Genomic DNA, 22,379 nt, shown 5'->3' with positions numbered 1-22,379 from the left:
GTGCCGTCCGCCGGTCGCGGACCGGGGGCGCCCTACTCGGTGTCGGCGTCGAGTCCTGACACGCAGAGCGCCCAGATGACGAATCCGTACAGGGCGATCAGCGTCAGCGACCAGACGGGGTAGTACGGGATGGAGAGGAAGTTGGCGATGATCAGCAGCGCCGCGATGCCCACGCCCACCACGCGCGCCCAGGTGGCGCGGGAGAACAGGCCGAGGCTGACGACGACGGCGATCGCGCCGAGTGCCAGGTGGATCCAGCCCCAGCTCGTCAGGTCGAACTTGAAGACGTAGTTGGGGCTGGTGACGAAGACGTCGTCCTCGGCGATCGCCATGACGCCCCGCAGGATGTCCAGGACGCCGGAGACGAACAGCATCACCGAGGCGAAGATGATCAATCCGCCGGCCGCCGTCAGGGCGGACTTGGAGTGGGTGTGATGCTGGGTGGTTGCCATGGCAGAACCTCCGATGCACGGGCTGCGATCGCAGCCACTCACCACGAGCGTGCGACACACGGCCCCCTCCGGCCTCACCCGCTGGGGGTGACCATGCGGGGGCGGCCGCGACGGGCCCGGGCCCGCCGCGGGGCGGGGGCATCTCTACGGGCCCCGGCCCGTGTCTGGAACGGAGGGCACCTCTTCGAGCCCCGGGCCGTTCCTGGGGCGGAGGTCGTCTCCCGGCCCTGGCTTGTATCCGGGGCGGAGGTCGTCTCCCGGTCCTGGCCCGTGCCCAGGGCCGTCTCCCGGTCCTGGCCCGTGCCCAGGGCCGTCTCCCGGTCCTGGCCGTGCCCGCTTCTTGCAACGGTGCGAGGGTCGCCCCGCCGTCGGCGCCGACGGCGGTCTACGGGGCCGCGCTGCCGGCGAGGAGCCCGGCGGCCGTCGTGCCCCGAATCACCCGACGCCGCGGGCGCCCGCGCGGCCTTCCGGTCAGCGGGTCCTGCGGACGTAGTCCTCGCTGCCGGGCGTCGAGACCAGCACGTCCCGGCGCACGATGCTCAGCCGGTCGCCGAAGGCCGAACGGGCCTTGCGCAGACCGCTGTCGGTGTACTCGACGACGACCACCCGGTCGTGGAACGCCTTCGCGTACTCCCCGCACTCGTCGTACTCGCCGCACTCCTCCGCCACCGCGAAGTCGAGCCCGGTCCGCGACCTGAGCCCGGCCAGTTCGACGGTGTTCTTCTGCCCGATCGCCAGGTTCCGGGCGTGCGCGTGCTGGGACAGCAGGGTGATGAAGGCCGTGGCGTCGTCCGGGGTCAGCAGCTTCCGGGAGCGCGTGTAGCTGTCGTAGTTGTCCGGCTCGACCGCGTCGAATCCCCGTTTCGCGCAGTCGTCGATCCACCGGTCGACGCGCGCGGCCACCCGCCGGCGTTTGGCCGGGGTGCGGATGTCGAGGAGCGCCTCGTTCCAGTCCTCGTCGACGACGACCTTGCCGTCCGCGTCGCGCAGCAGCAGGTCGGCGGGCCACCGACCGCGTTCCTCCGGCTGAGCCTGGAAGGCGTTGACGTAGCAGATGTTGTACAGGCCGGGGGCCGGGGACGACGAGCGGTCGCGGCTGACGATGCCGACGCCGGCGGCCGGCGGATAGGCGCCGCCGATCTGGTAGTCGAAACCCGCGTGGAGCGGCGGGAGTCTCACCCCGTCGTCCGTCCCGGACGGGCGGGGCGTGGTCCTCGGTGCCGGGCTCGCCGTGCGGGCGGGCGCCGAGGGGTCGAGCGTGTTCCCGGAGGGCGCCGGAGAGGCGGCCGGGGGCCTGGACGTCCGGCCTGGGCTCTTCGGTGAAGCGTCCGTGTCGTCGCCCGAGTCGCAGCCCGAGAGCGCGAGGAGACCGGCCAGGGCGGTGGCCGTCACCAGAACTCCGGCGCGGAGAACACGTTTGACGGGGGGCATGTCCGCTCCATCAAATCGCGAGCACGTCCCCGCCTCGGACGCTGCGCGCGATCCTGGCGACTTTGGCCGGACTTGAACCGAGTCCGCTACCGGCTGGGCGTACCTCTGCGTGCCGGGTCGCACCACGGCACGCAGAGGATCAAATCGCGCAGGCCCGACCTGCGTCAAGGGCCGGCCTCGGCCACGGCCGACGTCCGGCTTCGGCCACCCGGTGACCGAGAGGTGGTCGCGCGGGTCTCCGGAACCCGTCACTTCCGGGCCCGGTTCCCCACCGCGCAGGGCGACTTGCCGGCCGCCACAGGCCGTCCCGTCCCGCCCGGGGCTCAAGGACGCGGAGGGTGCGGGGGATGTGGGGGGTGCGGCGGGTGCGGGGGAGGGGGCGGCAAGGTCGTGACGTCCGGTGCCGGTTCGGGCCAGACGAGCAGGACCGGGCAGGGCGCGTGGTCGACGACGAACCGTCCGGCCGGGCCCAGGCTGTGCGGGCCGAGCCGGCTCCGGTCGCCGTCGCGGGCGAGGACGAGCAGATCGGCGCCCTCGGCCGCGGCGACCACCTCCCGCTCCACCCGGCCGACGCGGTCCAGCCGGGTCGCCGGACCGCCGAGCCGCCCGGCCGCCGCGTCGAGGAGTTCCGCGCCCGAGGTCGTACCGAGGGTTTCCAGCAGGTCGCCCGGATCGGGCTCGGAGCGTCCGCGGCCGAGGAGACCCGCGAAGGCGCCGTGCGCGAGACCGGACACCCCCGGGTCCGTGATGTGCAGCAGCACCACGTCCGTCGCACCGGGAGCGTGGGTGTGTACGGCGTCCACGCACGCGGGCCAGGTTCCCTCGACCAGCCAGACGACCACCCGCATACCCATCAGCCTCCGATGACGTGGAGCGAGACCCACAGCGCCAGTACGGCGGGGACCAGCGCCGCGGGTACGGCGATCAGGCCCAGCCGGGTGAACTCCTTGAGGTCGACGCCGTGTTCGTGCTGATGCACGATACGCCGCCAGAGCAGCGTCGCCAGGGAACCCGCGTAGGTCAGATTGGGGCCGATGTTGACGCCGAGCAGGACGGCCAGCACCGCCCCCGCGCCCGAGTCCGCGGCGAGCGGCAGCAGGACGAGGACCGCGGGCAGGTTGTTGATCAGGTTGGCCAGCACGGCGGCGAGCACGGCGATGCCCAGCAGCGCGGGGAGCGAACTGCCTTCCGGGAGGATCCGGCCGAGGGCGTCGGCCAGACCGTTGTCGACCACCGCGCGGACCACGATGCCGAGCGCGAGGACGAAGGCGAGGAAGGACGGCGCGGCGGCCCGCACCACGGTGAGCGGCGTGGCGCGGCGGCGGACGAGGGCACGGACGGCCAGGACGAGCGCCCCCGCGGTCGCGGACCAGGCGGGATCGATGCCGACCGCCGAGGCGAGCACGAACCCGGCCAGCGTGCAGCCGACGGTGATCAGCGCGAACAGCGGCAGGTCCGGTGCCTCCTCGGCCCGCCCGGGGAGCGCGCCCGCCCCGAGGTCACGGGCGAAGAAGCGCCGGAAGACCAGGTACTCGGCGCCGATCGCGACCAGCCAGGGCAGCAGCATCAGAGCGGCGAACCGGGTGAAGCTCAGTCCGCTGGCGGTGAACGCGAGCAGGTTGGTGAGGTTGGAGACCGGCAGGAGCAGCGAAGCGGTGTTCGACAGGTGCGTGCAGGCGTACACGTGCGGCTTGGGGCGGGCCCCCATCCGTGCGGCCGTCGCGAACACGACGGGCGTGAGCAGCACGATGGTGGCGTCCAGACTGAGGACCGCCGTGATCGCCGAGGCGAGGACGAAGACCGCCGTCAGCAGGCGGCCGGGCTCACCGGCGGCCCAGCGGGCCATCCACGCGCCGCAGGCGTGGAAGAGTCCCTCGTCGTCGCAGAACTTGGCCAGCACGAGGACCGCCGCCAGGAAGCCGATCACCGGCCCCAGGTGCGCGGCCTCGGCTCGGACGTGGTCCCAGGAGATGGCCCCGGTGGCCAGGACCAGCGCCGCGGCGGGCACGGCCACGACCGCCTCGGGCCAGCCGAACGGCCGCACCACCGCGCACACGAGGACGGCGGCGAGCAGGACCACGGACAGCCCCTCGGCGAGCGGACCGCCGAGAGCGGCGGCGAGCGGCGCGCCGAGACGGGTGCCGTGTCCGGCCGGGAACGCCGCGGTGAAGGGGGTGCCGGCCGTGCCGGAGATTGCTTGGACGAGCGGGCTGTTCAGGGTTCGGTCCTCCGGGCGGTGATGGCGGCGCCCTCCATCACATCAGACGCGAGGCCGGAGCCCCTCGACACCCACCCGCGTGGACCGTGAACCGCCTTGTCGTGGCCCCGTACGGGTCATGCGACGGGTCATCCGGCGGGCCACGGCACGGGCCGGGCTCCGTCCCGCTCCGCCCTCGTCCCCGGGGCCCTCACTCCTCGCCGAGGAGCGACAACTCCGCCCAGATGGTCTTGCCCTCCGGTGTGTACCGGCTGCCCCAGCGCCGGGTGAGCTGGGCGACCAGGAGCAGGCCGCGCCCGCCCTCGTCGAAGGTCTTCGCACGCCGCAGATGCGGCGCGGTGTGGCTGCTGTCCGAGACCTCGCAGATCAGGGTCTCCTCGTCGTGGATGAGCCGCAGCCGGATGGGCGGCTCGCCGTAGCGGATGGCGTTGGTGACCAGTTCGCTCACCACGAGCTCGGCCGTGAAGGTGGTCTCGGTCAGTCGCCGGCTCTCCAGCTGATCGGCGACCTGTTTGCGGATCGGCGCGACGAGAGCGGGGTCGGCGGGGATGTCCCAGGTCGCCACGTTCGCGGCGGCGAGGCCCTGGGTGCGGGCGAGCAGCAGGGCCACGTCGTCCGGCGCGCCGCCCGCCGGGAGCAGCGCTTCGAGGATCGCGTGGGCCGCCTCCTCCAGGGACCGTGACGCGTTCTCCAGCGCCCGGCACAGCAGCCGGTGGCCGGTGGCGAGGTCCCGTTCGACGCTCTCGAGCAGCCCGTCGGTGTACAGCGCGAGCACCGTGCCCTCGGGCAGGCCGAATTCGACGGACTCGAAGGGCATGCCGCCCAGGCCGAGCGCCGGGCCGGGCGGCAGGTCGATCTCCCGGGGCGGGCCGCCCGGCTCCATGACGACCGGCGACGGATGCCCCGCGCGGGCGATGGTGCAGCGCCGGGAGACCGGGTCGTACACCGCGTAGAGGCAGGTGGCGCCGACCTCTCCGGTGGTGCCCTCGGAACCGGCCTCGGTCGACAGCCGGACGACGAGGTCGTCGAGGTGGGTGAGCAGTTCGTCCGGGGCCAGGTCGATGTCGGCGAGCGTGCGGACCGCGGTGCGCAGCCGACCCATGGTCGCCGAGGCCTGGATGCCGCTGCCGATGACGTCTCCGACGACCATGGCGACCCGCATCCCGGACAGCGGGATCACGTCGAACCAGTCGCCGCCGACCCCGGCGCGCGCCGCGGGCAGATAGCGCGAGGCCGCTTCCAGGGCCGCCGTCCGGGGGAGGGACTGGGGCAGCAGGCTGCGTTGCAGGGCGAGTGCGGTCTGGCGTTCGCGGGAGTACCGGCGGGCGTTGTCGATGCAGACGGCGGCCCTGGCCGTGACCTCCTCGGCCAGCAGGACGTCGTCGGGGGTGAACGGGTCGGGCCGCCGGGACCTGCTGAGGACGGCCACCCCGAGCGTGCGGCCGCGGGCCCGGACCGGCACCGACATGGTGGCGTGGACGCCGTGCCGCCGGACGCCCTCGGCGCGGACCCCGTCCCGGCGCAGCCATTCCTCCAGCGTGCCGTCGCCGTTCGGCGCGACGAGCGGCCGGCCGGCGATCAGGGAGTCGGCCTGGGGGGAGGACGCGGGGTAGACGCCGGTGTCGCCGGGTTCCACGACCGCTTCCGGGCTGCCGGGGTTCACCGACCGGTGGGCGGCTCGGCGGAGCGTGATCGGGGCGGCCGGCGGTTCGACGCGGTACTCGCCGCCGTTCTCCGGGGGGTCCAGCAGGTCGACGCTGACGAAGTCGGCGAGGGCGGGCACACAGACCTCGGCCAGCTCCTGTGCCGTCCGCGTGACGTCGAGGGTGGTGCCGATGCGCATGCTGGCCTCGTTGACCAGCTGGAGCCGCTCGCGGGCCCGGTACTGCTCGGTGAAGTCGTGCGCCGCCAGGCACAGGCCCCGCACGCGCCCGTCGGCGTCGGTCAGCGGCGCGATGCGCGCGAGCCAGTGGCGCGCGCCGCCGCGGCGCGCACGGGTCTCCACGTCGCGCCCCTGTCCGGAGGACAGGACCTCGGCCATCGCGCGCTCCAGCTCCTCGCCGACCCGCTGGTCGCCGATCTCCGAGATCCGCAGGCCCCGGATGCGTTCCTCCGGGAGGCCGATCACCTGGGCCATCGCGTCGTTGATGCCGTACAGCCGCAGCCGGTCGTCGTAGACGGCCATCGCGCAGGGCGACTGGGCGAGGACGGCGCGGACCAGCGGGGCGTCCAGATCGAGGGGCTCGCGGACGTCCAGCGGCGTGACCAGGAGCCAGTCGCCGTTCCGCTCCAGGCGGTGGGCGAGCAGCCACACGGACAGGACACGGCCTTCGCGGTGGCGCAGGGAGAGGACTCCGTCCCGGCGGTCGCCGGTGGGCGCCGGAGGTGCGGGGGTGTCCGCGGAGGCCAGGAGCCGCGCCGCCGGGCGGCCCTCGACCTCCTCGGGCGTATAGCCCAGCAGCCGTTGGGCGCCCTGGCTCCAGTGGATCAGGGTGCCGTTCCCGTCGACGACCGCCCGTGCGGTGGCGGCCTCGTCGAGAGGGTGGACCGGGCTCATCGTCGCCACTTTCCCTTGTGCACACTCAGAGTGAACAAGCGCGTCATCCGGGCTCCAGCCTAGGCCCTGGGCGCCCCGCGCACCGCCGAACGCGGATGGCGCCGCGCGCGACCCCGGCGGGGGAGGAGCGGGCCGGTGGACCGCTCCCTTTTCCGCTCGGGCCGGGTCTGTTCCTGGTGACGTATCCGTCGTGCCGACGGGCCACACCTCCCGGGCCGACGCGAACAACGTAGAAGAGCGCGAACAACCCGAAGGCCCTGAGTACCCCGAAAACCCTGAACATCCCGAACCGCTCGGAAAATCGGAAAAGGAGACACCGTCATGAACACCCCGTCCGTGGAACTGGCCGACCAGGTCGCGCGCGCGGCGCGCTACCTCCGGCCCCACATCCAGCGGTCCGCCCTCGAGGGCAAGCGTGAACTGCCCACTCCCTGCGCCGACTTCGACGTCCACCGGCTCAGTGAGCACCTGCTCGGCTCACTGGTCGCCGGTGCTCGCGCGGCGGCGAAGGAGCCGCTGCCGGCCGACGCTCCGACGACACTGACCGAACCCCCCTGGGTGGTCTTCCCGCCGCTCCTCGACAGCCTCGCCGCCGCGTGGGCCGAGCCGGGCGCCTGGAAAGGAGAGGCGCTCTTCGCTGGAAGCGTCCGCCCCGCGTCGTTCGCCGGGACGATCACGATCATGGAGCTGACCGTGCACGGCTGGGACCTGGCCACCGCGGCCGGCCGGACGTTCACGACGGACGACGACGTGATCGCCACCGCCACGGCCGTCGCCGCACAGATCGCCGAGGGCGCCCGCGCCCGGGGGATCTTCGGCCCCGAGGCGGAGCCCGCCCCCGACGCCGCGCCCCTGGAGCGGCTGCTCGCCCTGACCGGCCGGAAGTCCCTCTGAGCCCCACGGGTGCCGTCCTCACCGTCCGGCCTGCCTCCCCGGCCGCTACGGGAAATCGGGGAGAGGATCTCGGGGCCGCCGACCGAGGGCGGTACGAACGGGGTCGGCGGCCGGTTTCGCGCGGGAGAGCCGCCGTCCCGCGCGGGGCCCCCGAGAAGGGCCGGTCCCAGTGGACTACGGGAGGCGCGTGCGGTGGGACCGTGCGAGAGCGCCCGGCGTGTGCGCACGGTTCACACGGGGCGCATGCGGCGGCGAAAGCCGGTGCGGGTCGGGAGAGTTGCCGTTGCGCTTTTGACATCTTTTCAATAACGGCCATGTCACTCGGGCGGCTTGTTGGCCGAGAGCGTGTTGTGCGAGGGTGAGCCTCCCGTGCTTGGTCAATGGCCGGGTCCGAATCGCTGTTCGCCATTCCCGGGTGTCGACGAGCTCGAAAGGCTCTCTGACCGACGGTCGCCGCACGGCCTTCGTTCCCGGCCGTTTTCCCGGCGCCCCGTCGAAAAGGTCCAGACCGATCAGGACTCCTTCACGACGGGCAAGCACTTTCTTTTGTGCCGCCTCGCACCTCGGAAGGAATCCGCTCCGTGCGCACCCCCCAGTCACCGTTTCCCGCCTGTCCGCCCAGTGGTGCACCCGGCGGATCCGACGAGGGTGTCGCCGCGCTGCTGAGAGGGCGGACGCAGGACGACACCACCGGACCGGTGGCCGTGCTGACGGCCCGCCACTGGCAGCCGGCGTACGAGTACGCGGTGATCTGTCTGGCCGCTTCGGGGGAGGCCGCCTCCATGGTCACCACGGCCTCTTTCGACCAGGTGCTCGGCCGTCTCGGGGAGGGGGAGCCGGCGCTCGCTCTGCGGCCCGAACTCCTGGTGACCGTGCGGGACACGGTCCGGGACTGGGCGGCCGACGACCGGATGTCCGGCGTCCTGCCGGATCTGCGGAAACCCGCGGGGGGCCGCGGAATGCGCGCGGCGAAGTCCATGACGGCGGAGAACCGCCGGCTCGCCGGGCGCGCTTTCCTGGCGCTCCCCGGCCTCTCCCGATGTCTGCTGTGGCACACCGAGGTGGAAGGCGAGCCCCTGTCCGTGCCGGCCGCTCTTTCGGGTATCGACACCGATCTCGCCGCGGCGGCGTGGGAACAGGCCCGTGACCAATTCCGCGAGGGCTGCGCGCGAGCCCACCGGGAACTCGCGCCGACCCGGGAATGCGGTTTCTACAACCGGCTCCTCGACGCGCCGATTCGGCGCGGCGGTGCCTTGCTTCCGGATGTCCGGCAGCATCTGGCCGCGTGCTCGTACTGCCGGCACGCGGCGGAGCAATTGAGCCATTTCGAGGGCGGGCTGGGCGTCCTGATCGCCGAGTCCGTGCTCGGCTGGGGCGCGCGGCGCTACCTCGACTCCCGCCCAGGGCACAGCGTTCGGGCGCCGCGCGCCCGAGGCGGATCCCCCTTCGCCGGCCGGCGCCGCCGAGACGGCGGACGTCCCGGCGGGAAAACGCGCTCAGAGGCGGCCGGCCCCGCCGCGGCGGACGCCTTCGGCGACGCAGGCTCCGAGGGCGCCGTGGGCGAAGCCCGCTCCGCGGCCGTCGGGCGCGCCGGCAGGAGCACGGGCTCCGCAGCGGGTGGACGCCGGGGAAGGGGCGCGCGCCCCGAAGGCGGCGCGCACTCCGCCGGCCCGGGGCACGCGGGGTCCGGTGGACGCCACCGGGTGCTGTCCCGGTTGTCCGCCGAAGGGCGCCGCGCCGCCGGGCCGGGGGACCGGCCCCAGCAGGCGCTGCTCACCGGAGCCGGGCTCTCGGCCGCCCTGCTGGCGACCGTCCTCACGGTCACTCTGTGGCCGCACGACGAGGGCGGCGCCGACCCGGCGGCCGCCACCGGCGCGAGCAGCAGCCGGACGCTGTCACCGGACCCCGACTCGGACCTGCCGCCCGCCGTGTCAGCGCCGCCCGCCGCGTCCGCGCTCCCCATGAGTGCCGAGCGGACCCGGCTGCGAAACGTGGAGGCCGACCTGTGCCTCGACCTCCGGAGCGCCAAGCCCGAGGTGGGCGCCGGGATCACGCTGGCGGTCTGCTCGTCCGACTGGACCCAGCAGTGGTCGTACGACGAGACCGGACTGCTGCGCACCGTCCTCGACCCCGGACTGTGTCTCGACCCGCACGCGGACGACGGCGTCCTCCTCCTCGGCCACTGCGAGACCGGGGACGCGAAACGGAGCGAGGACACGCGCTACGAGTTCGGCGCGCAGGGCGAGTTGCTGCCCCGCCGGGACGACGGGCTGGCCGTCGAGCCGGCGTCCACGGACCCCGGCGCCGACGTCGTGGTCAAGGTCCGTGACGGCTCCGACGCCCAGCGGTGGCGGACCGACGGCTCGGCGACCGGCTCCGTTCCGCTGTCGAGCGCGGATACGCCGGATGTCCCGTCCCGGCCCACGAGCCGGCCCCCGGCCGACGCCGCGTCGCCCTCGTCCGGCGAGTCCGCTGCTCGGTAGCGCCGGTCCGGCGGCGAGGCTACGAGACGACGTCCCGGGGCGGCCCGCCCGCCACGAAGTCCGCGGCGTTCTGGACGGCGGCCAACGCGATCCGTACCAGCGTCTCGCGGGTGACACCGGCGACGTGCGGAGAGAGCACCACGTTCGGCGCCTTGAGCAACCGCAGGGCGGGAGTGGGCGGTTCGGGGTCGAAGACGTCGATGCCCGCCCCGGCCAGAGCCCCCGCGTGCAGCGCGTCCGCGAGGGCGTCCTGGTCGATCAGGGCGCCCCGCGAGGTGTTGACGACGAACGCGGTCGGCTTCAGGAGCGCGAGCCGCTCGGCGTCCAGCAGATGCCGGGTCGCCCCGGTGAGCGGGGCGTGCAGACTGACGTAGTCCGACATGCGCAGCAACGCGTCGAGTTCGACGTGGCGCGCGCCGAGCCGGGCCTCCTTCTCGGCGGAGACGGGCTTGGGCCCGGCGTACACGATGTTCATGTCGAACGCGACGGCGCGCCGGGCGACCTCCTCGCCGATGTGACCCAGTCCGATGATGCCGAGCGTCTTGCCGGACAGCTCGGTGATGGACCGCTGGAGCCGGGGCAGCGCCCAGTCCGCCTCGGTCAACGCGGTGTGTGCGGGCACCAGTTGCTTGGCGAGGGCGAGCATGAGGGCGAAGGTCTGCTCGGCCACGTTCTGTTTCTCGGCGCCGCTGGAGCCGATGTTGCACACGGGTACGCCGCGGTCGCGGGCGGCGTCCAGGTCGACGTAGTCGAAGCCGTGGCTGGCGCACTGGATCAGCTCCAGATCCGGTGCCGCGGCGATGTGTTCGGCGGTCACCGGGCCGAGGCCCGTGACGACGACGTGGGCCTCGCGCAGCGCGACGGCGTCCTCGTCCGTCGCCTCCACGACGGTGACCCGGACCTGCCCGGGGAACAGCGTGGCGAGCGCGGCTCCCGCCGTCCGGCCGCCGACGTGCGGAGAGACGACGGCCAGCACGTTCTTCGTGTCGGTCATGCGGATTCCTCGATGAGGTCGTCGGGGCCGAGCGTTCCCGGGCGGGCGTGCCCGGACAGGGCGAGGGTGAGATCGAGTTCGGCGAGCAGACAGCGGATCACGTGCTCGACGCCCGCCTGTCCGTCGAGGCCGAGCCCGTAGGCGTACGGACGGCCGACGAGCACCGCCCGCGCGCCGAGCGCGAGCGCCTTGAAGATGTCGTCGCCGGTGCGGACACCGCTGTCGAAGAGCACGGTGAGCCGGTCGCCCACCGCCTCCACGACACGGGGCAGCGCGTCGGCGGCCGCGACCGATCCCGCGACCTGGCGGCCGCCGTGGTTGGAGACGACCACGCCGTCCATCCCGGCGTCGGCGGCGTGCCGGGCGTCGTCCGGGTGCAGGATGCCCTTGAGGACGATCGGCCCGTCCCAGTTCTCCCGCAGGAAGGCCAGATCCGGCCAGGTCTTGCCGGGGTCCGCGAACATGCCCACGAAGTGCATCACCGCGGCGTTCGGGTCCTCGTGCACCGGCTTGGCGAGGCCTGCCCGGAACGCCGGGTCGGAGAAGTAGTTGGCGGTGCCCACGCCGTGCAGGAACGGCAGGTACGCCTGGTCGAGATCGCGCGGGCGCCAGGCCAGCAGAGGCGTGTCGAGCGTGACGATCAGTGCGGTGAAACCGGCCGCCTTCGCCCGGTCCAGGAAGCTGCGGGTGACCTCGCGGTCCTTCGCCCAGTACAGCTGGAACCAGCGCTCGCCGTCCCCCATGGCCTCGGCGACCTGCTCCATGGGGGTGCTGGAGGCGGACGACAGGATGTAGGGCACGCCCTGCGCGGCGGCGGCCCGCGCCGCCGCGCACTCCGCGTCCGGGTGCATGATCGACAGCACGCCGATCGGGGCGAGCGCGAGCGGCGCGGGCAGCGGGCGCCCCAGCACCTCGACGGACAGGTCGCGCTCGTGGACGTCGCGCAGCATGCGCGGCACGATCCTGCGCCGGTCCAGGGCCTCCCGGTTGGCGCGTGCCGTGCTGCCGTCGCCCGCGCTGCCCGCCACGTAACCGACCGGACCGGGGCCGAGGCGCTGCTCGGTGATCTCCTCCAGCCGCGTCAGATCGGTGGGCAGCCGCGGAACGGCGCCCGTCATTCCGTTCAGATAGATCTCGTACTGGAAATCGGCCCAATGCTTAGCCATCCGTACGTCCCGCCTCTCGTCCCTGAGACCGCGCTGTACGCCGTCGATCCTGGCCACTGTGACAAGTCCCGTCCACCGTGGTGCGCACAACGTGCGGCTGGAATCATCACCCTGTGACAAGCAAGCCGTACGAGGCCCGGGAAAGCGTCCGGCAGGAGATGGTCGCCGATCCGCGGGTCGTGGAGGCGATCGTCGCCGCCGTCCACGAACAGGTCCCGGTGTACGCGGCGCTCGACGACAGCCGGCTGCCGGAGGTGCGGGCCATCGCGGCCTGGGGCCTCGAGCGGCTGCTGCGTCTCTGGGCCACCGACGGCACCCTGGAGCCCGGCGATCTGCGGCGGTTCAGGGGCATCGCGTCGGCCCGCGCGGCGGACGGCCGGCCGGTGCAGGCGGTGCTGCGCGCCTACCGGGTCGCGGGCACCGTCCTCACGGAGGAGGTCGCCGCCCGCGCGCCCCACCTCGCGGCCGCCGACGCCTTCGCCCTCGCCCGCATGCTGCTCGCCACCCTCGACACCCTCTCCGAGGAGATGGCGACCGCGTACGCCGCCACCAGCGAGGATCTGGCGGGCGACCGGACCCGGGCGCTGCGGCTGCTGTTCGACGACCTGATCGCCGGACGGCACGCCTCGGCGGGCGCGCTGACCGACCGCTCCGCCCGCCTGGGCGTCCAGCTCCCGGACCCCTTCTGCCTGCTGGCGGCCGGTCCGGTCGCCACGGATCGGCCCGACCTCGCGCACGAGACGGCGACGGACCTGCTCGACGCGCTGGCCGTTCCCGGGGGAGAGGTCACCCCCCTGGCGACGGTACGAGGGTCCAGGGCCGTGCTGTTGCTGCCGCTCGCGGCGTCCGAGCGGGTGACCGCGGTCCTCGGGGAGCGGTCCTGGCGCGGGTGCGTCATCACGGGGGAGAGCCTGGAGAGGGTGGCCGTGGCGCACCGCCTCGCCGCCGACGCCCTGGACACCGCGCCCGTCCACGCCCATCGGTCCGGGCGGGTGCTCACGGACGCGGACGCGCACGTCCTCGCGCTGCTCGCCGGGCGTCCGGCGGCCGCGCCGGACCACATCGCCCGGCTGGTGCTCGGACCGCTCACCGACGCCGCTCAGCGGCATCTGCTGGAGGCGCTCACGGCGTACATCGACTCGGGCTCGGCGAACGCCGCCGCGCGGTCGCTCCACCTCCATCCGCAGTCGCTGCGCTATCGCCTGCGGCGCGTCCACGAACTGACCGGCCGCGACCCGCGCGATCCCTGGCAGCGGCTCACCCTGGACATCGCCCGCACGATCCGCGACTGAGCAGAGGCGCGGCGGGCCTCGTCCGGGAGGCACGGTGGGCCCGTCCCCGCACGCGTTCGGCCTCGTCCCTGAGGCGCGGTCCGACCGGGCTTCGCCGATGTGCCCGGACGTCGGGACCCGCAGACCGCGTTCCCCGTCCGTCCCGATTCCCCGTCCGTCCCACTTGCCTTGCCGGTCCCGTCCCCGGCCGGACAGGATCGCGGCGCCCGCCGCCCGGTACCTGGCCTTCCGCCGGCCGGTGCCTGTGGGGCGAGACTCCGACACGGCGGGTCCGGGGCGGGCAGGCCGGTGGGGTCACTTCTCGTCGTCGGGGGTGTCGCCCCGCGGCCCCGCGTCCGGCCCCCGCGAACGGACCCGCCGGACCTGCTCCAGAGAGTCGCGCAGTTCGGTGAGCCAGTCGTCGGTGTGCCGCTGGACCAGCCGGACGCACCAGGCCAGGGCGTCACTGCGGCTGCGGGCCACGCCGGCCGCGATGAGCGTGTCGAGGACCTCGCGCTCGGGCTGGCGCAGCCGGGTCATGACCGGCGCCGCGACGTGGGTGAACAGGGCGCGCTCGGTGCCGCACTGCACTCCCCAGGAGACCTTCCTGCCGTAGAGGTGCTCCGCCTCGCGGGCGACCGCGACACGGTCGTCCCGGGTGCGCTCCCGGAATTCCTGGATACGAGCCCGGAGCGCCGCCTCCCGCTCGGCCTCCGAGGCGCCCTCGGCGAGCCTCGGCTCGGGGACGCGGCCGACGACCGTGATCTCCTCACGGTCGGCCGTCACCTCCGTCAGGCTCTCGTAGAGATCGTCGGGCAGCCGGCCGGCGAACCAGCCGCGCAGCTTCTCGTGCTCCTCCGTTGTCATCATGTAATGACGATTACTCCATTGCGGACGAGACGCAAGGGTTCCGGTGGAAGTCCGCCGCAAGTGGAAGGCGAGGCGCCATGCGGGCTGAAGCGGAATGTTTCAGGCCTATTGCTGAGCCGTGCCAATCCGGCCAGACAGTCGCCGACGGCGATCAACAACCGCTCAGTTCCGGGCCTCAGTCGTTCGAGTTCTGTAACTTCACGCCACTGATTCAATACTCAAAGTTACTGAAACCTGTGGGGTCGATGTGTGTTTCCGGTGAGGACTCGGCAGACTCGCGCTCGCCGAACCGGCACCCGACCGAGCCGGTATCGGATTCGATCGAGCGGAAGGATGCACACAATGCCGAACACCGCGCGCTGGGCAGCGACTCTCACTCTGACGGCCACCGCCGTCTGCGGCCCCCTGATGGGTTCCGCCCACGCAGCCGCCGGCCTGGGCCCGTCCGGGCTCTACGCCCCCTCGGCCCTGGTGCTCACCACGGGTCACGGCCAGAGCTCGGCCGTCACGACTCCGGAACGCGCCGTCACCCTCAACTGCGCCCCGACCGCCTCCGGGACCCACCCGGCCGCGGCCGACGCCTGCGCCGAACTCCGAGGTGTGAAGGGTGACTTCGACGGACTGACAGCCAGAAACGACGTCTTCTGTACCAGGCAGTACGACCCCGTGGTGGTCACGGTGGACGGCGTCTGGCAGGGCAAGCGCGTGTCGTACGAGCGCACCTTCGCCAACGAGTGCGTGAAGAGCTCCTACGGGATGACCGTCTTCGCGTTCTGAGACCGGGATCGCGTGGTCCTTGTGGACATGGACCGGAGTCCGTAGCTGGGGAGTGCGGGTTCCGTCGCGAGGTGCCATGTGATTTCGCACCGAGGGTCGGCCAGACGGAGTGGGGCCGTCGGCCGACCCTCGGCATTTTGCTGCGCGGCGCCGGAACGACCGCCGCGCCCGCCGCACCTCCTAGGGCGCCGCAGCCCTGAGCCCGCCGCACCATCGAGGAGTCGTACCCTCGCGGGCGTCGCCCGCGGGACGGCACCTCCGGGACCGCCGCCCCGGGATCGCCCCCGAGGCCGGCGGCCCCGGCCCTCCCCCTGGGGACCGTCGCCCCCGAGCCCCCGCCGCGTCCCGTGACCGCCGCGTCATCGAGGACGCCCCGTGTCCGTCCCGCTACCGCCGCGTCCCGCGGCCGGGCCGGCCGGTGCGCCGCCCGGCTCACGCGCGTCACCGTTCCGGGTCACCCGGGATGCCCGCACGGCCCCGAGGGGGTAGCCGTGGAGCATGGGTGCATTCGGCGAATGGGACCAGCGGCTGTTCACACGGGTGGCCTCGGTACGGGTGCCCGGCGCGGATCCGGCCCTGCGGCGGCTCACGCACGCGGCCGACCACGGGCGCCTGTGGATCGGTGCGGCGGCGGGGATGGGACTGGTCGGCGGGTCCACGGCCCGGCGGGCGGGGTTGCGCGGCCTCGGCTCCCTGGCACTGGCCTCCTTCACGGTCAACACGCTGGTGAAGTGGAGCGCCCGCCGGCCCCGCCCGCTGCTGGAGGGCGTCCCGGCCGTCCGGCACCTGACCCGGCAGCCCAAGACCACGTCCTTTCCCTCCGGCCACTCGGCCTCCGCGGCGGCCTTCGCCACCGGGATCGCCCTGGAGTCCACGGGCTACGGCGCCCTCGTCGCGCCCGTGGCCGCCGCCGTCGCCTTCTCCCGGGTGTACGTCGGGGTCCACTACCCGGGGGACGTGCTGGCCGGGGTGGCCATCGGCGTGGGCGCGGCCGCCCTCACCTGCCGCTGGTGGCCACCGCGCGCCGTCGCGCCGGAAGCGGAGCGGCCCGCGGCGCGGGCCCCCGCGCTGCCGCTCGGCAAGGGCCTGGTCGTCTGCGTCGACAGCCGGGCCGGCACCGGTGCGTCCGGAGAGGCGTCGCCCGTCGAACGGCTGCGGGCGCTGCTGCCCGAGGCCGAACTGATCGAACGCGGTCCCGGGTACGACTTCGCGGACCTGCTCACCGAGGCGGCCGACCGGGCCGCGGAGACCGGTGGCGCCCTGGGGGTCTGCGGCGGCGACGGCAGCGTCGGCGCGGCGGCCCGCGCGGCGGCCGAACGGGGGCTGGCGCTCGCCGTGTTCCCCGGTGGCACCCGCGACCGCTTCGCGCTGGACGTGGGCGTCCCTGAGTTCGCGGACACGTCCGCCGCGGTCGCCGCGGGCGAGGCGGTGTCGGTCGACATCGGCGTGGCCCGTTCGGGCGCCGGGACGGACACACCGTTCCTCAACACCGTCAGCATCGGGCCGTACCCCGAACTCGTCCGCCTCCGGGAGCGGTTGGAGCGGCGCTGGGGCAGGTGGCCGGCGACGGCCGTCGCGCTGGTCCGGGTGCTCGGCACCGCGAGTCCCGTCGAAGTGACCGTCAACGGCAGGCCGCGTCGCGTGTTGCTGCTCCTCGCGGGCAACGGCCACTACGTCCCCGACGGCCTCGCCCCCGACTTTCGGCCGCGCCTCGACGACGGGCTGCTCGATCTGCGCCTGGTCGACGGGGGCCACCGGCTCGCCCGTACCCGGGTGGTCGCCGCCGCGCTCCTGGGGGCCCTGGGCCACTCACGGGTCTACGGCGCCGAGCGGGTCCCGTGGGTGGAACTGGACGGGATCCTCGGGGCGAACGCGCTCGCCTACGACGGTGAGGTCCACCCGGGTGTGTCCGGTCTGCGGCTGGAGAAGGAGCGTCGGGCCCTGGTCGTGTACCGGCCCGCCCTCCGGTGGGAGGAGCCCGCCCGGGAAGCCCGGCGGCTCGCCGCGAAGGGCCGGTACCGGCGACGGGTGAGGGGCCGCCGTCTCCCTGCGGACGGCGGCCCCTCGGCCCCGGTGTGACCGGCTCGGAGCGCGATCACATGTGGACGACCGGAGCGGCGTCCGGGTCCTGGCTCGGCTTTCCGGGGCGGTAGAGCGCGAGCGCGATGAGCGCTCCCGCGGCGAAGAAGCCGGCCGACCACCAGAAGGCGGTGGTGTAGCTCTCGATCGTCGACCGGGCCCGGACGAGCGGGTCCGCCGCGTCCTTGCCGACGAGGTAGCCGGCCGCGGCGCTCGCGGCGAGCGTGTTCAGCAGCGCGGTACCGATCGAACCGCCCACCTGCTGCATGGTGTTGACCGTCGCGGAGGCGACTCCGGCGTCCTCCGGGGCGATTCCGTTGGTGGCCAGCGACATGGCGGGCGGCATCACCATGCCGAGACCGGCGCCGATCAGCAGCAGCGGCGGCAGGACGTCGGTCGCGAAGGACGAGTCGACGCCGATGCCGGTCAGCCAGGCCATGCCGAGCGCCGCGATCGCGAAGCCCGCGGGGATGACCGCCTTCGGTCCGATCCGGGGCACCAGGACCGTGGTGGAGACCTGGGCCATGACCATCAGGGCCGCCATCATCGGCAGGAACGCCACACCCGTCCTGGTGGGGCTGAAGCCGAGGTTCAGCTGCAGGTAGTAGGTGAGGAAGAGGAAGACGCCGAACATGCCGGCGCCGGTGATGAGCACCGTGAGGAACGAGGCGGCCCGGTCGCGGTCGAGCAGGACGCGCATCGGCAGCAGCGGGTGCCTGGCGCGCGTCTGCCACCAGGTGAACGCGGCCAGCAGGAGACCGCCCGCGACGAGGAAGCCCCAGGTGGCGGGTGAACTCCACTCGTGCGTCTCGGCGTTGGAGAACCCGAAGACGACGGCGAACAGACCGGTGGAGACCAGCAGGGTGCCCGGCAGGTCGAGCTTGGAGTCCGCCGCGTCCCGGTGACCGCTCAGCAGGACCCAGCCCCCGGCGAAGGCGACGGCCGCGAAGACCAGGTTGACGAACAGCGTCCAGCGCCAGTCGAGCGCGTCGGTCAGGAGGCCGCCGAGCAGCAGGCCCACGGCGCCGCCGGCACCGGCGATCGCGCCATACACGCTGAACGCCTTGGCGCGTTCCTTGGCGTCGGTGAACGTCGTGTTCAGCAGGGAGAGGGCGGCCGGGGCGAGGAGCGCGCCGAACACGCCCTGCAGGGCACGGGCGGTGACCAGCATCCCGAAGCTGGTCGAGGCGCCGCCCAGGACGGAGGCGCCCGCGAATCCGGCGACGCCGACCAGGAAGGCCGGCTTGCGTCCGAAGAGGTCCGCGATGCGCCCGCCGAGCAGCAGCAGGGAGGCGAAGGCCAGGGAGTACGCGGTGACGATCCACTGCCTGTTGCCGTCGGAGAATCCGAGGTCCGCCTGGGCGGAGGGCAGGGCGATGTTCACGATGGTTGCGTCGAGGACCACCATCAACTGGGCGATGCCGATGATCGAGAGGATCCACCAGCGCCGCTTCGACTGGGGTGCGGACGTCGGGTCCGCGGCACCCGAACCGGTGCCTTTGGCCAGGGTCTGGGACATGGGAGAAGTGCTCCAGGGAGGTTGCTCAGGGCGCGCACGTAAACGAAACGGTTTCGTACACATCGACAGGGCGACTCTAGACCGGGTCGAACGAAACGGCAACGTTTCGCTGGCTGGTCCGACGTGACGTCCGTCTCGTCCGTCGACCAGGCCCCGGCCGCCGCCCGGACGAGGGACGGGACGCGGGGCGGGCGAGCCGCCGGACGACATCCAGGAGCCGTTCCCGCACGATCGAAGGCAGCCGAACGGCGAAACACCCTCACCGAAGGACTGAGCCCCATGTCCGCCGAACCCGCCGAACCCGCCGCACCGGTCGAACCCACCGGGACGTACCTCACCCTGGACGACGGCCGCCCCGCCGTCCGCCTCCGCCGCCTCTACGACCATCCCGTCGACCGGGTCTGGCGGTTCGTGACCGACCCCGGCGAACTGGCCGCCTGGTTCCCCTCCCGCGCCGAGATGGACCTGCGCCCCGGCGGCACGATCACGTTCAGCGGTGATCCGAACATGCCGGAGCTGACGGGCCGAGTCCTCGCGGTCGACCCGCCCCGGCACCTCTCCTTCGTGTGGGGCGGCGACGAACTGCGCTTCGACCTCGAAGCCCTCGACGGCGGACGCACCCGCCTCACCCTCACCGACGTGCTCGCCGAGCGGGACACCGCCGCCCGCAACGGCGCCGGCTGGGAGGTGTGCCTCACCGCCCTCGACGCCACGGCGCGCGGCGAACGCTCCGAGGGGCCGCACGCCGGAGGGAACACGCGCTGGAAGGAGATCTACGAGGCCTACGTCGAGGCGGGTGTCCCCTCCGGCGCCCCGGTCCCGGGCGTGGACTGACCCCTCAGGCCAGCTGCCGCCGCACCAGCTCGTGCAGCCGCCCGCCCGTGTCCGCCAACAGCCGCGCGGGCGGGCCCTGCTGGGCGATCCGGCCGTCCTCCATCACGATGACCCGGTCGGCGTCCAGCACGGTCGACAGCCGGTGCGCGATCACGACCCGGGTCGCGTCGAGCGCCTTGGTGCTCTCGATCACCGTGCGCTGCGTCGCGTTGTCGAGGGCGCTGGTCGCCTCGTCGAAGAAGAGGACGCGTGGCCGCCGTATCAACGCCTGGGCGATCATCAGACGTTGGCGCTGGCCGCCCGAGATCGCGCCGCCGCCCGACACGAGTGTGTGCAGGCCCATCGGCATCCGTCGGATGTCCTCGGCCAGCCCCGCCATCTCCGCCGCCGCCATCGCCTCCTCGGGCGTGTAGGGCTCGGTGCCGCAGATGCAGTCCAGGATCGACCCGGTGAACGGCTGCGCGTGCTGGAGCACCACACCGCACTGACGGCGTACGGCGGACTGGTCGAGCGCCGCCAGATCCTGGCCGTCGTAGAGCACACTGCCCGAGAGCGGTCGGTCGAAGCCGATCAACAGCCGCAGCAGGGTGGACTTGCCGCAGCCGCTCGGTCCGACGACTGCCACGAACTCGCCCGGCCGGATGGCGAACGACACGTCGTCGAGGACCAGCGGACCGTCCTCGGCGTACCGGAACGACAGCCGCCGCGCCTCGATCCCGCCGGACAGGACCCCGGGGCGGGTGCTCGCCGGCCGCACCTCGGGCGTGGCGTCGAGCACCGGCCTGATCTCCTCGAACATCGGCAGCGCGGCCGCCGCCGAGACGAACGCGCCGGTGATCTGGGTGACCGAGGTCAGCAGCATCGTCATCGACGTGTTGAAGGTCAGGAAGTCCGCGGCGGACAGCGAACCGTGCGCCGGACCCGCCAGCAGCATGAACATCAGCAGGGAGCACAGCGGCAGGTACACCGCGCCCATCACCGTCGTCAGATTCTTGATGTGCCCGACCTGCCGCTGGAGTTCACGGCTGCGGGCGAACTCGCCCGCCCAGGCCGCGTACGCGTAGTTCTCGGCCGCCGCGACCCGCAGCTTGGGCAGTCCACGCAGCGTCTGGAAGGCCTGGTTGTTGAGCTTGTTGCTCAGCACCACCAGACTGCGCTGTCGGCGCACCTGCCACAGCCCCAGACCGAGGAACACGGCCGCGACCGTCACGAGCATGCCGGTCGCGGCCAGCGCCAGGGGCACGCTGTACCAGAGCAGCAGGCCCAGGTTCATCGCGCCGAGCGTGCCCGCCTGCGCGAGCGTCGGGAGGACTCTCGCGAGCAGACGGCGGATCGCGCTGACGCCCATCGCGGCACTGGCGAGCTCCCCGGTCGAGCGGGACGCGAAGAACGCCGTCGGCAGCCGCAGCAGCCTGTCCCACACGGCGGGTTGCAGACTCGCCTCGATCCGGCCCTCCATCCGCAGCAGGGTGAGATTCTGCAGCAGTGTGAACGCCGCCGCCACGACGCTGGTGACCATGAGCGCGAGACAGACCTGCGCGATGAGACCGTTCTGCGCCCTCGGCACGTACTCGCCGAGCACCTTGCCGGTCGCGATCGGCACCGACGCGCCGATCGCGACGGTCACCAGTCCGCTGACCGCCAGGTTGCGCAGATCCCCGCCGGTGCCCCCGAGGCAGAAGCGCAGCAGCCGCAGCGGGCTGGGCCTCCGCTCGGGCAGCGGGCGGTAGAACATCACGGCGCGCGGCGCGAACTCCGCCGCATTGACCTTCTCGACCGGGGTCTCCCGTCCGGACGACGGCTGCACGGCCGTGTATCCGCCGCGCCGCCACAGCAGCGCGACCGGCGCACCGGACACCGCCCGGTGGCCGACCAGCGGCCCGACGTCGGCACGCCACCAGCGCCCGTCGAGACGCACCTCGCGGGTGCGGACGCGCGAGGCGAGCGCGATCCGCTCCACGGGGTCGAGGCGTTCGCTCTCCGTGCCGCCGCGCGCCCCCGCGTCGAGGGTGATCCCGGCGGCGCGGGCGACCAGTTCACAGGCCGCGTAGGTGGCGTCCGTCTCGGCCGCGGTCGGGCGCTCCGCCGAGGACCTGCCGATCGAGGCGAGCAGGGTCCGGTCGGCCTGGGCGCGGACCGCCTCACCGGCCTCGATGCCCGCCGCCGTACGGTCCTCGTGGCCGGCCTCCGTCTCCTCGATCCAGCGGTCGAGCGTGGCCAGCAGCCGGTACTGCTGGTCCACCATGTGCTGCCAGACACCGGAGTCCATCAGCAGATCAGCCGCCGCCGATTCCCCGTACAGGCCGCCGTACCGCACGCTCCCCGGCGGGACCGGCATCCAGAAGACGTCGTCGTCGGTGGGCGCCGCCGCGTTCTCGGCGGCCGTCGGCGCCTGGAGGAGGACGGACAGTCCGCGTCCGGCGCCGAGCGCGAGCGCGTACTCCAGCGGGCTCGAAGCCGGAGGCACGTGAAGGGGGTTGCCGTACTCGTCGTAGGACCAGGTCGTCGTGTCGGCCGGCCGGTGCAGCTCCCGCAGCCCGATCCGGCGCACCGAGCAGTCGCGCGAGGGCCGGCCGATCAGGGTGTGCCGGGGTCCCGCGACGGGGCCGAGCAGCAGGGTGCCCGCCTCCAGCCGGCCGAGGTGGTGCCAGTGCCCCTGTTCCGCCGCGTCCACCGCGAACAGGTCCATGGTGCCCGCGGCCACCAGCCACAGGACCTGCGGGCCCTCCAGGTCGAGGCGGCTCAGCCCCGCGCAGTGGACCGGCGAGCCCAGGCCGCCGAGCGCGCCGAGCACCAGGTCCCCCTCGTGCGCACCCTCGTGAACCGTCGTCAAC

16 protein-coding genes are annotated in these 22,379 nt (G+C 73.5%); 6 read left to right on the top strand and 10 right to left on the bottom strand.

Annotated features, from left to right (window positions below; genetic code table 11):
- Positions 1 to 32 precede the first annotated feature (32 nt).
- From ACFYW7_RS08580 to ACFYW7_RS08560, 5 genes are all read right to left on the bottom strand, one after another.
- Positions 33 to 452 (bottom strand): hypothetical protein, encoded by a 420-nt coding sequence (locus ACFYW7_RS08580; RefSeq protein WP_389499453.1) that lies wholly within the window; start codon positions 450 to 452, stop codon positions 33 to 35.
- 471 nt (positions 453 to 923) lie between these two features.
- Positions 924 to 1,883 carry an endo alpha-1,4 polygalactosaminidase gene (locus ACFYW7_RS08575; protein ID WP_389499451.1) on the bottom strand — a complete coding sequence of 320 codons (960 nt, stop codon included), beginning with the start codon at positions 1,881 to 1,883 and terminating at the stop codon, positions 924 to 926.
- Positions 1,884 to 2,206: 323 nt separating this feature from the next.
- Positions 2,207 to 2,731, bottom strand: coding sequence for a universal stress protein (locus ACFYW7_RS08570; protein ID WP_389499449.1), 525 nt, complete (start codon positions 2,729 to 2,731; stop codon positions 2,207 to 2,209).
- A 5-nt stretch (positions 2,732 to 2,736) separates the two neighbouring features.
- Positions 2,737 to 3,969, bottom strand: coding sequence for an arsenic transporter (locus ACFYW7_RS08565; protein ID WP_389500398.1), 1,233 nt, complete (start codon positions 3,967 to 3,969; stop codon positions 2,737 to 2,739).
- A gap of 322 nt (positions 3,970 to 4,291) precedes the next feature.
- The gene (locus ACFYW7_RS08560) at positions 4,292 to 6,658 is read right to left on the bottom strand and encodes a SpoIIE family protein phosphatase (RefSeq protein ID WP_389499447.1); all 2,367 of its coding nucleotides are present in this window, start codon (positions 6,656 to 6,658) and stop codon (positions 4,292 to 4,294) included.
- Positions 6,659 to 6,979: 321 nt separating this feature from the next.
- Between ACFYW7_RS08560 and ACFYW7_RS08555 the strand changes: the two genes are divergently transcribed.
- A complete protein-coding gene (locus tag ACFYW7_RS08555) occupies positions 6,980 to 7,552 on the top strand; it encodes a TIGR03086 family metal-binding protein (RefSeq protein ID WP_389499445.1) in 573 nt (190 codons plus the stop codon).
- Positions 7,553 to 8,133: 581 nt separating this feature from the next.
- Positions 8,134 to 10,035: an RICIN domain-containing protein gene (locus ACFYW7_RS08550; RefSeq protein WP_389499443.1), complete on the top strand. Its 1,902-nt coding sequence runs from the start codon at positions 8,134 to 8,136 to the stop codon at positions 10,033 to 10,035.
- A gap of 19 nt (positions 10,036 to 10,054) precedes the next feature.
- Here ACFYW7_RS08550 and ACFYW7_RS08545 read toward each other — a convergent pair whose 3' ends face one another.
- Positions 10,055 to 11,029, bottom strand: a complete 975-nt coding sequence (locus tag ACFYW7_RS08545; protein WP_389499441.1) for a 2-hydroxyacid dehydrogenase — start codon at positions 11,027 to 11,029, stop codon at positions 10,055 to 10,057.
- Positions 11,026 to 12,195 carry a lactate 2-monooxygenase gene (locus ACFYW7_RS08540; RefSeq protein WP_389499438.1) on the bottom strand — a complete coding sequence of 390 codons (1,170 nt, stop codon included), beginning with the start codon at positions 12,193 to 12,195 and terminating at the stop codon, positions 11,026 to 11,028. The genes ACFYW7_RS08545 and ACFYW7_RS08540 overlap by 4 nt, the downstream gene beginning before the upstream one ends.
- Positions 12,196 to 12,308: 113 nt before the next feature.
- On the opposite strand from ACFYW7_RS08540, the gene ACFYW7_RS08535 reads away from it, so the two are divergent.
- A complete protein-coding gene (locus ACFYW7_RS08535; protein ID WP_389499436.1) occupies positions 12,309 to 13,487 on the top strand; it encodes a PucR family transcriptional regulator in 1,179 nt (392 codons plus the stop codon).
- Positions 13,488 to 13,781: 294 nt separating this feature from the next.
- Here the strand turns inward: ACFYW7_RS08535 and ACFYW7_RS08530 are convergent, their stop codons facing one another.
- Positions 13,782 to 14,336 carry a hypothetical protein gene (locus ACFYW7_RS08530; protein ID WP_389499434.1) on the bottom strand — a complete coding sequence of 185 codons (555 nt, stop codon included), beginning with the start codon at positions 14,334 to 14,336 and terminating at the stop codon, positions 13,782 to 13,784.
- A 342-nt stretch (positions 14,337 to 14,678) separates the two neighbouring features.
- Here ACFYW7_RS08530 and ACFYW7_RS08525 point away from each other — a divergent pair, with 342 nt between their 5' ends.
- Both ACFYW7_RS08525 and ACFYW7_RS08520 read left to right on the top strand, forming a co-directional pair.
- Positions 14,679 to 15,113, top strand: a complete 435-nt coding sequence (locus ACFYW7_RS08525; RefSeq protein ID WP_389499432.1) for a protease inhibitor — start codon at positions 14,679 to 14,681, stop codon at positions 15,111 to 15,113.
- 498 nt (positions 15,114 to 15,611) lie between these two features.
- Positions 15,612 to 17,192, top strand: coding sequence for a bifunctional phosphatase PAP2/diacylglycerol kinase family protein (locus ACFYW7_RS08520; protein WP_389499430.1), 1,581 nt, complete (start codon positions 15,612 to 15,614; stop codon positions 17,190 to 17,192).
- Between the two features lie 16 nt (positions 17,193 to 17,208).
- On the opposite strand, the gene ACFYW7_RS08515 is transcribed toward ACFYW7_RS08520, so the two are convergent.
- Positions 17,209 to 18,711 (bottom strand): MFS transporter, encoded by a 1,503-nt coding sequence (locus ACFYW7_RS08515; protein ID WP_389499428.1) that lies wholly within the window; start codon positions 18,709 to 18,711, stop codon positions 17,209 to 17,211.
- A 279-nt stretch (positions 18,712 to 18,990) separates the two neighbouring features.
- Between ACFYW7_RS08515 and ACFYW7_RS08510 the strand changes: the two genes are divergently transcribed.
- A complete protein-coding gene (locus ACFYW7_RS08510; RefSeq protein WP_389499426.1) occupies positions 18,991 to 19,545 on the top strand; it encodes an SRPBCC family protein in 555 nt (184 codons plus the stop codon).
- Between the two features lie 4 nt (positions 19,546 to 19,549).
- Here ACFYW7_RS08510 and ACFYW7_RS08505 read toward each other — a convergent pair whose 3' ends face one another.
- Positions 19,550 to 22,378, bottom strand: a complete 2,829-nt coding sequence (locus tag ACFYW7_RS08505; protein WP_389499424.1) for an NHLP bacteriocin export ABC transporter permease/ATPase subunit — start codon at positions 22,376 to 22,378, stop codon at positions 19,550 to 19,552.
- Between the last annotated feature and the right edge of the window lies 1 nt (position 22,379).

The organism is Streptomyces sp. NPDC002580, assembly GCF_042889485.1.
Classification (GTDB): domain Bacteria; phylum Actinomycetota; class Actinomycetes; order Streptomycetales; family Streptomycetaceae; genus Streptomyces.
The sequence above is the reverse complement of the archived record's forward strand: the minus strand, read 5'-3'. Positions and strand labels throughout refer to the sequence as shown.

Bases quoted from the DNA above. Each gene is read 5' to 3' on its own strand.
- ACFYW7_RS08570 (WP_389499449.1), bottom strand. From the start codon at position 2,731: ATGCGGGTGGTCGTCTGGCTGGTCGAGGGAACCTGGCCCGCGTGCGTG.
- ACFYW7_RS08525 (WP_389499432.1), top strand. From the start codon at position 14,679: ATGCCGAACACCGCGCGCTGGGCAGCGACTCTCACTCTGACGGCCACC.
- ACFYW7_RS08530 (WP_389499434.1), bottom strand. From the start codon at position 14,336: ATGATGACAACGGAGGAGCACGAGAAGCTGCGCGGCTGGTTCGCCGGC.
- ACFYW7_RS08560 (WP_389499447.1), bottom strand. From the start codon at position 6,658: ATGAGCCCGGTCCACCCTCTCGACGAGGCCGCCACCGCACGGGCGGTC.
- ACFYW7_RS08510 (WP_389499426.1), top strand. From the start codon at position 18,991: ATGTCCGCCGAACCCGCCGAACCCGCCGCACCGGTCGAACCCACCGGG.
- ACFYW7_RS08580 (WP_389499453.1), bottom strand. From the start codon at position 452: ATGGCAACCACCCAGCATCACACCCACTCCAAGTCCGCCCTGACGGCG.
- ACFYW7_RS08520 (WP_389499430.1), top strand. From the start codon at position 15,612: ATGGGTGCATTCGGCGAATGGGACCAGCGGCTGTTCACACGGGTGGCC.
- ACFYW7_RS08515 (WP_389499428.1), bottom strand. From the start codon at position 18,711: ATGTCCCAGACCCTGGCCAAAGGCACCGGTTCGGGTGCCGCGGACCCG.
- ACFYW7_RS08575 (WP_389499451.1), bottom strand. From the start codon at position 1,883: ATGCCCCCCGTCAAACGTGTTCTCCGCGCCGGAGTTCTGGTGACGGCC.
- ACFYW7_RS08540 (WP_389499438.1), bottom strand. From the start codon at position 12,195: ATGGCTAAGCATTGGGCCGATTTCCAGTACGAGATCTATCTGAACGGA.
- ACFYW7_RS08555 (WP_389499445.1), top strand. From the start codon at position 6,980: ATGAACACCCCGTCCGTGGAACTGGCCGACCAGGTCGCGCGCGCGGCG.
- ACFYW7_RS08545 (WP_389499441.1), bottom strand. From the start codon at position 11,029: ATGACCGACACGAAGAACGTGCTGGCCGTCGTCTCTCCGCACGTCGGC.